The organism is Methylopila sp. 73B (assembly GCF_000526315.1).
Lineage (GTDB): Bacteria > Pseudomonadota > Alphaproteobacteria > Rhizobiales > Methylopilaceae > Methylopila.
In genome coordinates, this window is the sequence record NZ_JAFV01000001.1 from 3033854 (window position 1) to 3046804 (window position 12951).

Genomic DNA, 12951 nt, shown 5'->3' on the forward strand with positions numbered 1-12951 from the left:
TTGTTCCAAGGCCGGCGCGGATACGTTCGCACCGGCCCCTGCCCCACGATGAGAGATGCTATGGCCGACGCCGCGCCCGACCTGATCGACCGCCCCGCGGAGAGCCGCGTCCAGACGCTGCGCCGCGCCACCCACGACATGCACGAGCGGCTCGACGCGCGGATCATGCAGGCCCAGCCCTTCGCCAGCCGCGCCTCCTACGTTCGCTTTCTCGAGGTCCAGCGCCGCTTCCATGCGGACGTCGCGCCGCTCTACGCCGACGCCCGGCTGCAACTGGTCGCGCCCGACCTCGCCGCGCGCGCGAAGCTGGCGCTGATCGAGCAGGACCTTCGCGATCTCGGGGCCGAGCCGGCGCCTCTGACGGACCCCGCCGTCGACCCCTCCGATCTTCCGGCCGCGCTCGGCTGGCTCTATGTGGCGGAAGGCTCGAGCCTCGGCGCCGCCTTCCTGCTGAAGGAGGCGCTCAAGCTCGGGCTCGACCCGGACTTCGGCGCGCGCCATCTCGCCGCTCACCCCGAGGGCCGGGGTCTGCACTGGCGCCGTTTCACCCAGGCGCTCGACGACGCCCCGCTGAGCGCCGACGAAGAGGCGCGCGCCGTCGCGGCCGCGGCCGCCGCCTTCGCCCGGGTGCGGGGGCTGGTCGACGACCTCATGCCGAAATGACGGCGGCGGCGGCCGCCTTTCCGGCCGCCGCGCCGGGCCCGGGCGCCGGGCGCTGGGCCGCCGCCTTCGCCGTCGCGGCGGCGCTTCATCTCGGCCTCGGCGCCGGGGCGCTGATGCGCTGGACGCCGGCGCCGGCGGAGCCCGCGCCGGAGGCGGCGGCGGTGATGATCGACTTCGCGCCGCTGCCGACCGCCCCCGCGTCGGAGGCGAGCGACGCCGCGCCTGCGGTCGAGGCCGCGACCGCGGCCGCCGACGCGCTCGAGCCGCTCGAGCCCGACGAGGTCCAGGCCGAGCCGTCCACGGACGACGTCCTCGAGGTCCCGCCGGAAAAGCGCGCCGCCGAGACCGCCGCGCTCACCGCGGAGCGCGCGCCGGTCGAGGCCGTGGTCGCCGCCGCTCCGCCGGAACGGCCGGCGCGGGAGGATGCGAAGCCGCGGCCCGCGGAGTCCAGGCCGAAGTCGCAGCGCGCTCGTCCGGCCCCGACCCCCGCGCGCGAGACGACCGCGGCTCCCAAGGTCAATGCGCCCCGGTCGGAGCGCGTCGCCGCCAGTTCGCCGGGGGTCGCAAGCGCCGTCGCGCCGGCCGACTGGACCAACCGCGTGCTCGCGCAGATCAACCGGCACAAGCGCTATCCGCTCCCGGCGAAGAGCCGCCGCGAGGAAGGCGTCGCCTATGTGCGCATCACCATCGATCGCGCGGGCGTCGTGCAGGCGGCGGAGCTCGCCCGCGGCACCGGGCATGCCGATCTCGACCGCGAGGCGGTGGCCGTCACGCGCCGCGCCTCACCTCTGCCGGCTCCGCCCGCGGAGGTGCGCTCGCTCAAGATCCTGGCGCCGGTGAGCTTCAGCCTGCGGTCCTAAACCTGTTTCGGCCTTCGCCGACGCGCCGAACCACGCCCGGAGCGACGCCCGCCGGTCGCCCTGTCCGATGATCCGACCGCTCAGCCGAGCGGGTCGACCACCGCGCCGGCGTTCATGAGGTTGCCGGGGTCGAACGCGGTCTTGATCCGCCGCATGGTCTGGCCGCGGACCGGATCGCCGTAGCGCTCGAGCAGGCCGCGTTTCAGGCGGCCGACGCCGTGCTCGGCGCTGAACGCGCCGTCCATCTCGGCGGCGAGGTCGTAGAGCTGCGGCGCGAGTTCGGTCTCGATCCGCTTCGAGAAGGCGAGGCGCTCCTCGCCCTGCGGCACCAGCACGTTGTAGTGCAGGTTGCCGTCGCCGACATGGCCGTAGACCGAGAGCCGGAAGGTCGCGTCGTAGGCCGCGACGATCTCCGCCCCGCGCACGAGGAAGTCGTCGACGGACGAGAGCGGCACCGAAATGTCGTGCTTGATGGAGCCGCCCGCCTTCAGCTCGCCCTCGGGGATGGTCTCGCGCATCCGCCACATCTCGGCGCGCTGGCGCTCGTTGCTGGCGAGCAGCCCGTCCTCGATCCAGCCGCGCTCGGCGAGCTGCTCCACCGCTCCCAGCAGCACGTCGTCGAGCGGAATGCGGTCCGACGACGACGACAGCTCGATCAGCAACGTCCCGCCTTCACCCGCGTGCAGGCCGGCCTCCGCGCCGGCGACGAGGCCCAGCGCGGTGGTGGTGATGAACTCGAACGACGAGATCAGGTCCGCCGTCTCCCGCCGCATCAGCGCCAGCATCTCGGCGAGCGGGGCCGCGGCCGCGAGCGGCAGCCAGGCGGTGGCGCGGTTCGAGGCCTGGGGAATGAGCTTCAGCACCGCGCCGGTGACGACGCCGAGCGTGCCCTCGGCGCCGACGAAGCACTGCTTCACGTCGTAGCCGGTGTTGTTCTTGCGCAGCCGGCGCATGTCGCGCAGCACGGAGCCGTCCGGAAGCACCGCTTCGACGCCGAGCAACAGGTCGCGCATCATGCCGTAGCGCAGCACCGAGAGCCCGCCGGCGTTGGTGCCGAGCAGTCCGCCGATGCGCGCGCTGCCCTGTGAGCCGAGGCTCATCGGCAAGGTCAGACCCGCGTCGTCCGCCGCCTTCTGTGCGTCGGCGAGGATCACGCCCGCGTCGAGCGACAGGGTGAAGCCGAGCGGATCGACGGAACGGATCTTCACCATGCGCTCGAGGCTGACCACGAACTGCCCGCCGCTCTCGTCCGGCGTCGCCCCGCCGCAGTAGGAGGTGTTGCCGCCCTGCGGGACCAGCCCAAGTCCGGCCGCGCCGACGATCTCGACCGCCTTCACGACCTCTTCGGTGGAGGCGGGCCGCAGGATCGCGGGGGATTTGCCCTTCAGATACTTCCGCATGTCGACGAGATAGGCGTCGGTGCGGTCGGGGTCCGTCAGCACGCCGGAGTCGCCGAGAGCGTCGCGAAGGGCGGCGAGGACGGTGTCGGTGCTCATCGGTCGGGGCTCCGGGAGGGGTCGATCGGTGCGGAGGTTATAGCCCGCCGTCCGCCCCGGACCCACCCACCCGACCTCGGCTCCGCCGAGGTTGCCCTTCCCTTCCGGGAGAGGGATCGCCCGCGATTCATCGGAACCGGTCCAGATGCCTCGCTCGTCGCAGACCGCGCACTCCCCTCCCCCTTGCGGGGAGGGGTCGGGGGTGGGGGTGGTTCCGGATGAGCCTCCGATCGCGACGCAGCGCTCGGAAGCCCTCCAGCCGAAATCGAGGCGCTTAATTCTGCGGCACCCCCACCCCTAACCCCTCCCCGCAAGGGGGAGGGGGACCCGGCCGGAGGTCGCGCGCCCCCCTCAGTCGACCGTGGCGAGCTGGCGGGCGAAGAACAGCGAAGCCAGAGTGCAGGCGACGCCCGACAGCAGGTAGAGCGCCACGAAGCCGAGGCCGAACTTGGCGGAAAAGCCGAGCGCGACCAGCGGCGCGAAGCCCGCGCCGATCAGCCACGCGAGGTCGGAGGTCAGCGCCGAGCCGGTGTAGCGGTTGCGGCGCTGGAAGATCGCCGAGAGCGCCCCGGAGGACTGGCCGAAGGCGAGGCCGAGCAGGCCGAAGCCGACCAGGATGAAGGCGGTCTCGCCGCCGACGCCGCCGCCGAGCAGCCAGGGGGCGAACAGGCTGTAGACGCCGATCGCTACCGCCGCGGAGCCGAGCACCGTCCGGCGCCCGATGCGGTCGGCCAGCAGGCCGGAGGCCACGATCGCCGCGATGAACACGCAGGCTCCGATGATCTCGATCACAAGAAATTCGCCGGCGTGCCGGTCCGTGAACAGCGTCACCCAGGACAGCGGGAAGATGGTCACGAGGTGGAACAGCGCGAAGCAGGCGAGCGGCGCGAACGCGCCGGTAAGCACGGTCAGGCCGTCGACCTTCAGCAGCTCGTAGACCGAGGTCGGGTCGAGCTCCTGGCTTTCGAGGGAGTCGCTGTACTCCTTCGTCACGACGAGCCGCAGGCGGGCGAACAGCGCGACGACGTTGATCGCGAAAGCCGCGAAGAACGGATAGCGCCACCCCCAGCTCAGGAAGTCGGCCTCGGACAGCACGCCGACGAAGAACAGGAACAGACCGGCGGCCAGCAGGAAGCCGAACGGGGCTCCCAGCTGCGGCATCATCGCATACCAGCCCTTCTTGTTCTCGGGAGCCGACAGCGCCAGCAGCGACGGCAGGCCGTCCCACGCGCCGGCGAGAGCGAGGCCCTGGCCGATGCGGAAGGCGGCGAGCAGATAGATCGCGGCGGCGCCGATCTGGGCGTGGCTCGGAAGGAAGCTGATCGCGGCGGTCGAACCGCCGAGCAGGAACAGCGCGATGGTGAGCTTCACCCCGCGGCCATGCCGGCGACCGATCTCGGTGAACAGCACCGAGCCGACCGGGCGGGCGACGAAGGCCAGCGCGAAGATCGCGAAGGAGTACAAGGTGGCCGTCAGCGGCTCCGCTCCAGGGAAGAGCAGCTTGGGGAACACCAGGACCGAGGCGATGCCGTAGACGAAGAAGTCGAAGAACTCCGACGTCCGCCCGATCACCACCGCAAGCGCGATCTCGCCCGGCGAGACGCTCTCATGCCGCTCGGTCTTTCCCTCGTCGGGGGCCATTTCCCCGTGCGTCAAAACCGCCTGCTGGCTCATGCGTGCACCCTCGTCCTTTTCCCCGTGCGCGTCCGTTCGGCGGCGCGTCGCCCGGTTCTCTCGAACGGAGTATGGCGCGCGCGTCCATCGATTCCTACGCTCAACTCGGCGGGGGGCGCCCCGTTCCAGAGCGCCCGCCGCTGAGAGCGCGACGATGCGCGCACTCCAATCCTGTTGCAGCGCAAAAGCCCATGGGACAAACCGTCCAATGTCGCGGCCGCCGCGAGGCGCATAGGCCGTCACGCGAGCCTTCGTCACACCAACCTGATCAGGCCGTTACGTTGACATTCCGCAGACTCGTCCTCCTCCCGCTGTTGGGCCTGCTCGCAGGCTGCAACCTGGTCGTGATGAAGCCGTCGGGCGATATCGCGTCGCAGCAAAGCGACCTGATCGTCATCTCGACGATCCTCATGCTGCTCATCATCGTTCCGGTGATGGCGCTGACCATCCTGTTCGCCTGGCGGTATCGCCAGTCCAACAAGGAGGCGGTCTACGATCCCGACTGGCACCACTCGACGCGGCTCGAGATCGTCATCTGGGCGGCCCCGCTCGCGATCATCGTCGCGCTCGGCGCGATCACCTGGGTGTCGACCCACCTGCTCGATCCCTACCGGCCGCTCGACCGCATCGCCGCCAACCGGCCGCTGCCCGAAGGCGTGAAGCCGCTCGTGGTCGAGGCCGTGGCGCTCGACTGGAAGTGGCTGTTCTTCTATCCGGAGCTCGGGATCGCGACGGTGAACGAGCTGGCGGCCCCGGTCGACCAGCCGATCGCGTTCAAGATCACCTCGTCGACGGTGATGAACTCGTTCTTCGTGCCGGCGCTGGCCGGCCAGATCTACGCCATGCCGGGCATGGAGACGAAGCTTCACGCCGTGATCAACAAGGCCGGCGAGTACGACGGCTTCTCCGCGAACTACAGCGGCGCCGGCTTCTCCGACATGCGCTTCAAGTTCCACGGGCTCGCCCGCGAGGACTTCGACAAATGGGTCCAGTCGGTGAAGGACGGCGGCGGCGCGCTGGATCGCGCGGGCTACCTCGAGCTCGAGCGTCCGAGCGTAAAGGAGCCGGTGAAGCGCTACGCCACCGTCGATCCCGCCCTCTACGACGCGATCCTCAACATGTGCGTCGACACGGCCAAGATGTGCATGAAGGACATGATGCGCATCGACGCCAAGGGCGGGATGGGCATGGCCGGCATCGGCAACGTGTTCGCGCTCAAGTACGACAGGCCGCGCGCCCGCGGCGGCGAGCAGGCGCCGGTCAAGCGCTTCGTCGCGGCCGTCTGCACCCCCGAGGCGCCCCGCGACGGCGAGACCCCCGAGGTCGCGACGCCGCGGCCTGCGGCAGCCCGCCGCGCTTCGCTCGAAACCCTTACGCCCCGTATGTCGGTCGCCGAGCGCGCTCAGGCCGACCGACCGGTCGCGGAATGACCGACGAGAGTTTGTGAGATGACCCCAAGCCCGGCCCCCGAGAGCCTCCTGTTCGGCCGCCTCTCGCTCGAAGCCATTCCGCTGCATGAGCCGATCCTGCTCATCACCTTCGCCGCCGTCGCCGTCGGCGGCGTGGCCGCGCTCGGCGCGATCACCTACTTCCGCCTCTGGGGGTGGCTGTGGCGCGACTGGCTGACCTCGATCGACCACAAGAAGATCGGGATCATGTACATGATCCTCGGCGTCGTCATGCTTCTGCGCGGCTTCGCCGACGCGCTGATGATGCGCGCCCAGCAGGCGATCGCCTTCGCCGGCTTCGAGGGCTACCTGCCGCCGCACCACTACGACCAGATCTTCACCGCCCACGGCGTGATCATGATCTTCTTCGTGGCGATGCCGATGGTCACCGGCTTCATGAACTACATCGTGCCGCTGCAGATCGGCGCGCGCGACGTGGCCTTCCCCTTCCTGAACAACTTCAGCTTCTGGATGACGACCGGCGGCGCCGTGCTCGTCATGACCTCGCTGTTCGTCGGCGAGTTCGCCGCCACCGGCTGGCTCGCCTACCCGCCGCTGTCGGGCATCGCCTACAGCCCCTGGGTCGGCGTCGACTACTACATCTGGGCGCTGCAGATCGCGGGCGTCGGGACCCTGCTCTCGGGCGTCAACCTGATCGCCACCATCGTGAAGATGCGGGCGCCGGGCATGACCATGATGCGGATGCCGGTGTTCACCTGGACCGCGCTCTGCACCAACGTGCTGATCGTCGCGTCCTTCCCCGTACTGACCGCCGTCCTCGCGCTGCTGTCGCTCGACCGCTACCTCGGCACTGCGTTCTTCACGAACGACATGGGCGGCAGCCCGATGATGTACGTGAACCTGATCTGGATCTGGGGTCACCCGGAGGTCTACATCCTGATCCTGCCGGCCTTCGGCATCTTCTCCGAGGTGGTCTCGACCTACTGCGGCAAGCGGCTGTTCGGCTACGCCTCCATGGTCTACGCGACGGTGGTCATCACCATCCTGTCGTACCTCGTGTGGCTCCACCACTTCTTCACGATGGGCTCGGGCGCGAGCGTGAACTCGTTCTTCGGCATCACTACGATGATCATCTCGATCCCGACGGGCGCGAAGATTTTCAACTGGCTGTTCACGATGTACCGCGGCCGCATCCGCTTCGAGCTGCCGATGATGTGGACCATCGCCTTCATGCTGACCTTCGTCATCGGCGGCATGACGGGCGTGCTGCTGGCGGTGCCGCCGGCCGACTTCGTGCTGCACAACTCGCTGTTCCTGATCGCGCATTTCCACAACGTGATCATCGGCGGCGTGCTGTTCGGCCTGTTCGCCGGCATCAACTACTGGTTCCCGAAGGCCTTCGGCTTCAAGCTCGACGAGTTCTGGGGCAAGATCTCCTTCTGGTGCTGGGTGGTCGGCTTCTACGTCGCCTTCATGCCGCTCTACATCCTCGGCCTGATGGGCGTGACCCGCCGGATGTCGAAGTTCGACGACCCCTCGCTGCAGATCTGGTTCGTCATCGCGGCCTTCGGCGCCGTGCTGATCGCGGTCGGCATCGGCGCGTTCCTGATGCAGATCTTCGTCAGCGTCCTCCGGCGCGAGAAGCTCAAGGACGTCACCGGCGATCCGTGGGACGGGCGCACGCTGGAGTGGGCGACCTCGTCGCCGCCGCCGGCCTACAACTTCGCCTTCACCCCGGTGGTGCACGACCTCGACGCCTGGCACGACATGAAGCGCCGCGGCTACGTCAGGCCGACCTCGGGCTTCATTCCGATCCACATGCCGAAGAACACCGGCGCGGGCGTCGTGCTGTCGGCGCTCAGCGTGATCTGCGGCTTCGCCCTGATCTGGCACATCTGGTGGCTCGCGATCGCCGGCGTGCTCGCGCTGATCGTTTCGGCGATCGTCCACACCTTCAACTACGACCGCGACTTCCACATCCCGGCGTCCGAGGTCATCGCCTCGGAGCGGGCGCGGACGAAGCTGCTCGAAGGGCGGGCCTGACGCCATGACCACCACCACGATCGCCTCCGGCGCCGCCGCGCCGCAGTTCTACACCACCAAGGAGCACCATCCGGAGAACGGCACCCTGCTGGGGTTCTGGCTCTACCTGATGAGCGACTGCCTGATCTTCGCGGTCCTGTTCGCCTGCTACGGCGTGCTCGGCCGGAGCTACGCCGCCGGGCCCTCGGGCAAGGACCTGTTCGACCTCGGGCTGGTGGCGCTCAACACCGCCTTCCTGCTGCTGTCGTCGATCACCTACGGCTTCGCCATGCTCGAAATGGCGAAGAACCGGAAGGGCTCCACGCTGTTCTGGCTCGGCGTCACCGGCCTGTTCGGCGCGGCCTTCCTCTGCGTCGAGATCTACGAGTTCGCGCATCTCATCCATGAGGGCGCGACGCCCCAGCGTTCGGCCTTCCTGTCGTCGTTCTTCACGCTGGTCGGCACCCACGGCCTGCACGTCACCTTCGGCATGATCTGGCTGATCACGCTGATGGTGCAGGTCACGCGCCGCGGGCTGATCCCCGAAAACCGCCGCCGCCTCGCCTGCCTGTCGATGTTCTGGCATTTCCTCGACGTCATCTGGATCGGCGTCTTCACCTTCGTCTATCTGATGGGGACGCTGTGATGAGCTCCGCACCGCCCGCCGTTCACAGCCACGACCCCGCCGGCCACGACGCGCACCACGACCACGACGAGCACGGCGCGTCGCACGGCACCTTCGGCGGCTACCTCGCCGGCTTCCTGCTGTCGATCCTGCTGACCGCGATCCCGTTCTGGCTGATCATGGGCGACGTGTTCCGCAGCCCGACGACGGCCGCGATCGTGGTGCTGGTGTTCGCCGCGATCCAGATCGTGGTGCACATGGTCTACTTCCTTCACATGAACTCGAAGTCGGAGAGCGGCTGGACCATGCTCGCCCTGATCTTCACCGTCGTGGTGGTGGTGATCACGCTCGCCGGCTCGTTCTGGGTGATGCACCACCTGAACGCCAACATGATGCCCATGGCCCCGCACGACGACACCATGCCGATGTCGCCCGAGGGCATGCGCCAGATGCGATGACGGCGGCGGGCGGGCCCGTCCCGCCCGCTCCGACCCCGGAGCGGGTCGCGCGGCCGCGATCGGCCGCGGCGCTGACGATCCTGGCCCTCCTCGGCCTCGCGCTGATCGCGGGCTTCTCCGCCCTCGGCGTCTGGCAGGTCGAACGCCGCGCCTGGAAGCTCGACCTGATCTCCCGCGTGGACGCCCGCGTTCACGCCGCCCCCGTCCCGGCCCCCGGCCCGGACGCCTGGCCCGCGATCTCCGCCGCCTCCGACGAGTACCGTCGCGTCGCGCTGACGGGCGTCTTCGACCATTTCAAGGAGACGTTGACCCAAGCCGTCACCGACCTCGGCGCCGGCTTCTGGGTGATGACGCCGCTCCGCACGCGGGACGGCTTCACCGTGCTGGTGAACCGCGGCTTCATCCCCGCCGACCGGAGGGAGCCCGCCTCCCGCCCGGCCGCTCAGGCGACCGGCGAGACCACGGTGACCGGACTCCTCCGCGTCACCGAGCCCAACGGCGGGTTTCTTCGAGCGAACGATCCGGCGCAGGATCTCTGGCGCTCCCGCGACGTCGCCGCGATCGCGCAGCGCCGTGGGCTCGCGGACGTCGCGCCCTATTTCGTGGACGCGGACCGCACGCCAAACCCCGGCGGATGGCCGGTCGGGGGCCTCACCGTGATCGCCTTTCCCAACAGCCATCTGGTCTACGCGCTCACCTGGTTCGGCCTGGCGCTGATGGTCGCTGCGGCGGCCGTCGTGGTTGTTCGGCACGAGGGCCGCGTTCGCCGCGAGACGCGCGCGACGTGACGGCGCCTCTCGGCCGCCCCGCGGCCGGCCCGGGGGCCGGCCGCAAGAACCTGATGCAGTTGATCCAGCTGCGCTGGATCGCGGTCGTCGGCCAGATCGCGACCATCGCCTTCGTCGAGTGGGCGCTCGACATCCGCCTTCCGCTCGCGCCCATGGCCGCCGTTCTGGCCGCGCTCGCCGCGCTCAACCTCGTCAGCATCCTGCGCCTCAAAGCCTGGCCGCAGGAGGTCTCGAACCAGGAGCTGTTCCTGGCGCTGACCTTCGACGCGGCCGCGCTGACCGCCCTGCTCTACCTCAGCGGCGGCGCCACCAACCCCTTCGCCTTCCTCTACCTGCTGCAGGTGACGCTCGCGGCCGTGCTGCTGGCGGCGTGGTCGACCTGGGCCATGGTGGTCGTCACCGTCGCCTGTTTCGGCGGGCTGGCGCTGACCTACCGGCCGCTGGCGCTCGCGCCGGGCGCGGACCTGTTCGAGCTGCATGTCATCGGCATGCTCGTCTGCTTCGCGCTCGACGCCGCGCTGCTGGTGATCTTCGTCGGCCGCGTCAGCGCGAACCTGAGGGAAGGCGACGCGCGGCTCGCGGCGTTGCGCCAGCAGGCGGCCGAGGAGGCGCACATCGTCCGCATGGGCCTGCTCGCCTCCGGCGCGGCGCACGAGCTCGGCACGCCGCTTTCGACGCTCGCCGTGATCCTCGGCGACTGGCGCCGCATCCCCGCGATCGCCTCCGACGCCGAGCTGATCGCGGACGTCGACGCCATGCAGGCGGAGGTCGCGCGCTGCAAGGCCATCGTGACGGGCATCCTGCTCGCGGCGGGCGAGGCCCGCGGCGAGGCGCCGGCCGTCACCACCATGCGCGCCTTCCTCGCCGAGATCGTCGACGATCGGCGGACCGCCCGCAGCGTGGACGCCCTGATCTACGACGACCGCTTCGGGGATGACGTCGCGATCGTCTCGGATTCCGCGCTGAAGCAGGTGATCGGCAACGTCATCGACAACGCGGTGGAGGCCTCGCCGCGCTGGGTGGGCGTGCTGGCCGAGCGGCGCGGCGAGACGCTCGCGATCACCGTTCGCGACGCCGGCCCGGGCTTCGCCCCCGAAATGATCGAAAACCTCGGCCGACCGTACAACTCCACGAAGGGGCGCCCCGGCGGCGGGCTCGGCCTCTTCCTCGTGGTCAACGCCCTGCGCAAGCTCGGCGGGGCGGTGGAGGCCCGCAACCGCCCGGAGGGCGGCGCCGAAGTGCTGCTGACGCTGCCGCTGGCAGCGCTGATGCTGGAGGAGCCGACGACCGATGGCGGATGAGCGGATCCTCGTGATCGTCGACGACGACGCCAAGTTCGCGGCGACGCTCCGCCGCTCGTTTGAGCGCCGCGGCTACGAGGCCCATGCGACCGCAGGCCCGGAAGAGCTGGACGCGCTGCTGACCACGGTGTCGCCGGGTTATGCGGTGGTCGACCTCAAGCTCGCGGGCTCCTCCGGCCTCGCCTGCGTGCAGCGGCTGCACGCGCATGATCCCGACATGCTGATCGTGGTGCTGACCGGCTTCGCGAGCATCGCGACCGCGGTCGAGGCCATCAAGCTTGGCGCCTGCCACTATCTGGCGAAGCCCTCGAACACCGACGACATCGAGGCCGCCTTCGCTCGGGTCGAAGGGGACGCCGAGACCCCGCTGACCGAACGCCCGACCTCGATCAAGACGTTGGAGTGGGAGCGGATCCACGAGACGCTGATCGAGACCGAGTTCAACATCTCCGAGACCGCCCGCCGCCTCGGCATGCACCGCCGAACGCTCGCGCGGAAGCTGGAGAAGCGCCCGGTGAAGTAAGGCGGGAGCAGCGGGAGTGCGTGCGCCGTCATGCCCGGCGAAGCCGGGTATCCACGACTTGGACGTCGAGCGCGCCCCGAAGTCGTGGATACCCGCGAAGACGCGGGCATGACGCGAGGAGACCTTCGTCAGCCCTCAGCTCAGCCCCTTGATCGTCGCGATCGTCGCGTCGTCCACCGCGACGCCCTCGGCCGCCGCCTTGGCGCGGGCGGCGATGCGGCGGGAGCCGGGGAGGCGCGCGCCGTCCTGCGCCTCGACCGCCTCGGCCAGTACGGCGAAGCGCTGGGGACCCGAGCCGGAAAACGCGGCGGGGTCGATGGCGATGATCAGCTGGCCGACGTCCGGCGGACCGCCCATACCGTCGAACATCGACGAAGCCTCGTGGCCGAAGCTCGCGCCGACGAGGCCCGCCGCCAGCAGCTCCACCATCATGGCGAGCGTCGCGCCCTTGGCGTCGCCGGCGGGGACCATGGTTCCCGCGAGCGCGGCGGCGGCGTCGGTGGTGGGCCGCCCCTCGGCGTCGAAGGCCCAGCCCTCCGGGATCGGCTCGCCCCGCTGGTGCGCGGCCATGATGTTGCCGCGCGCCACCTTCGACACCGACATGTCGATCACCACCGGCTCCCGGCCGGGAAGCGGGCAGGCGAAGGCGATGGGGTTGGTGCCGAACAGCGGGACCTTGCCGCCCCAGGGCGCGATCGACGCCGGGGCGTTCGCCACCATCAGCGCGACGAGGCCCTGCTCCGCCAGCGCCTCGACGGTGTGGCCGGCGGCGCCGCAGTGGTTCGACCGGCGGATGGCCGCCGCCGCGATCCCCTGCTCCGCCGCAGCTGCGGGAAGCGCCTCGATCGCGAGCGTCAGCGCGGGATAGGCGAAGCCGTGGGCGGCGTCGATCGCGAGCACGCCGGAGCGGGGCCGCGACAGCGTGGGCGTGACCTTGCCGTCCACCTTCCCCGCGCGGAGATGCGTCACGTAGGGCAGCACGCGGGCGAGGCCGTGGCCTTTCAGCCCGTCCGCCTCGGAGGCGACCAGCGCCTGCGCGACCCGGCCCGCGACCTCCTCCCGCGCGCCGTTGCGCAGGAAGGCGGTCGCGGCGAGGGCGTGGGCCTCGGCGAGGGAGAGCTTTGGCATGCGG

General features: G+C 70.2%; 12 protein-coding genes. 9 read left to right on the top strand and 3 right to left on the bottom strand.

Features of this window, described 5'->3' with window-relative positions:
- Positions 1 to 60: 60 nt before the first annotated feature.
- Complete coding sequence (locus K244_RS0114550) at positions 61 to 663, top strand: biliverdin-producing heme oxygenase (protein ID WP_020187014.1); 603 nt, start codon at positions 61 to 63, stop codon at positions 661 to 663.
- The gene (locus tag K244_RS22770; protein ID WP_020187015.1) at positions 660 to 1523 is read left to right on the top strand and encodes an energy transducer TonB; all 864 of its coding nucleotides are present in this window, start codon (positions 660 to 662) and stop codon (positions 1521 to 1523) included. The genes K244_RS0114550 and K244_RS22770 overlap by 4 nt, the downstream gene beginning before the upstream one ends.
- 80 nt (positions 1524 to 1603) lie before the next feature.
- On the opposite strand, the gene K244_RS0114560 is transcribed toward K244_RS22770, so the two are convergent.
- Together K244_RS0114560 and K244_RS0114565 are read right to left on the bottom strand one after the other, a co-directional pair.
- Positions 1604 to 3019 (bottom strand): FAD-binding oxidoreductase, encoded by a 1416-nt coding sequence (locus K244_RS0114560; protein WP_020187016.1) that lies wholly within the window; start codon positions 3017 to 3019, stop codon positions 1604 to 1606.
- 351 nt (positions 3020 to 3370) lie between these two features.
- The gene (locus K244_RS0114565; RefSeq protein WP_020187017.1) at positions 3371 to 4660 is read right to left on the bottom strand and encodes an MFS transporter; all 1290 of its coding nucleotides are present in this window, start codon (positions 4658 to 4660) and stop codon (positions 3371 to 3373) included.
- A gap of 314 nt (positions 4661 to 4974) precedes the next feature.
- Between K244_RS0114565 and cyoA the strand changes: the two genes are divergently transcribed.
- The 7 genes from cyoA to K244_RS0114600 are packed head-to-tail and all read left to right on the top strand — an operon-like array spanning position 4975 to position 11819.
- On the top strand, positions 4975 to 6123 hold the full coding sequence (gene cyoA / locus K244_RS0114570; RefSeq protein WP_245259775.1) for a ubiquinol oxidase subunit II: 1149 nt from the start codon (positions 4975 to 4977) through the stop codon (positions 6121 to 6123).
- A gap of 18 nt (positions 6124 to 6141) precedes the next feature.
- Positions 6142 to 8145 (top strand): cytochrome o ubiquinol oxidase subunit I, encoded by a 2004-nt coding sequence (gene cyoB / locus K244_RS0114575; RefSeq protein ID WP_020187019.1) that lies wholly within the window; start codon positions 6142 to 6144, stop codon positions 8143 to 8145.
- Positions 8146 to 8149: 4 nt separating this feature from the next.
- Positions 8150 to 8770: a cytochrome o ubiquinol oxidase subunit III gene (gene cyoC / locus K244_RS0114580; RefSeq protein WP_020187020.1), complete on the top strand. Its 621-nt coding sequence runs from the start codon at positions 8150 to 8152 to the stop codon at positions 8768 to 8770.
- Positions 8770 to 9207 (top strand): cytochrome o ubiquinol oxidase subunit IV, encoded by a 438-nt coding sequence (gene cyoD / locus K244_RS0114585; RefSeq protein ID WP_020187021.1) that lies wholly within the window; start codon positions 8770 to 8772, stop codon positions 9205 to 9207. The genes cyoC and cyoD overlap by 1 nt, the downstream gene beginning before the upstream one ends.
- Positions 9204 to 9995, top strand: a complete 792-nt coding sequence (locus tag K244_RS0114590) for an SURF1 family protein (protein ID WP_020187022.1) — start codon at positions 9204 to 9206, stop codon at positions 9993 to 9995. Before cyoD ends, K244_RS0114590 begins: the two co-directional genes overlap by 4 nt.
- Positions 9992 to 11296 carry an ATP-binding protein gene (locus K244_RS0114595; RefSeq protein WP_020187023.1) on the top strand — a complete coding sequence of 435 codons (1305 nt, stop codon included), beginning with the start codon at positions 9992 to 9994 and terminating at the stop codon, positions 11294 to 11296. The genes K244_RS0114590 and K244_RS0114595 overlap by 4 nt, the downstream gene beginning before the upstream one ends.
- Complete coding sequence (locus tag K244_RS0114600) at positions 11286 to 11819, top strand: response regulator transcription factor (RefSeq protein WP_020187024.1); 534 nt, start codon at positions 11286 to 11288, stop codon at positions 11817 to 11819. The genes K244_RS0114595 and K244_RS0114600 overlap by 11 nt, the downstream gene beginning before the upstream one ends.
- Before the next feature lie 135 nt (positions 11820 to 11954).
- On the opposite strand, the gene K244_RS0114605 is transcribed toward K244_RS0114600, so the two are convergent.
- Positions 11955 to 12947, bottom strand: a complete 993-nt coding sequence (locus K244_RS0114605) for an Ldh family oxidoreductase (RefSeq protein ID WP_020187025.1) — start codon at positions 12945 to 12947, stop codon at positions 11955 to 11957.
- Between the last annotated feature and the right edge of the window lie 4 nt (positions 12948 to 12951).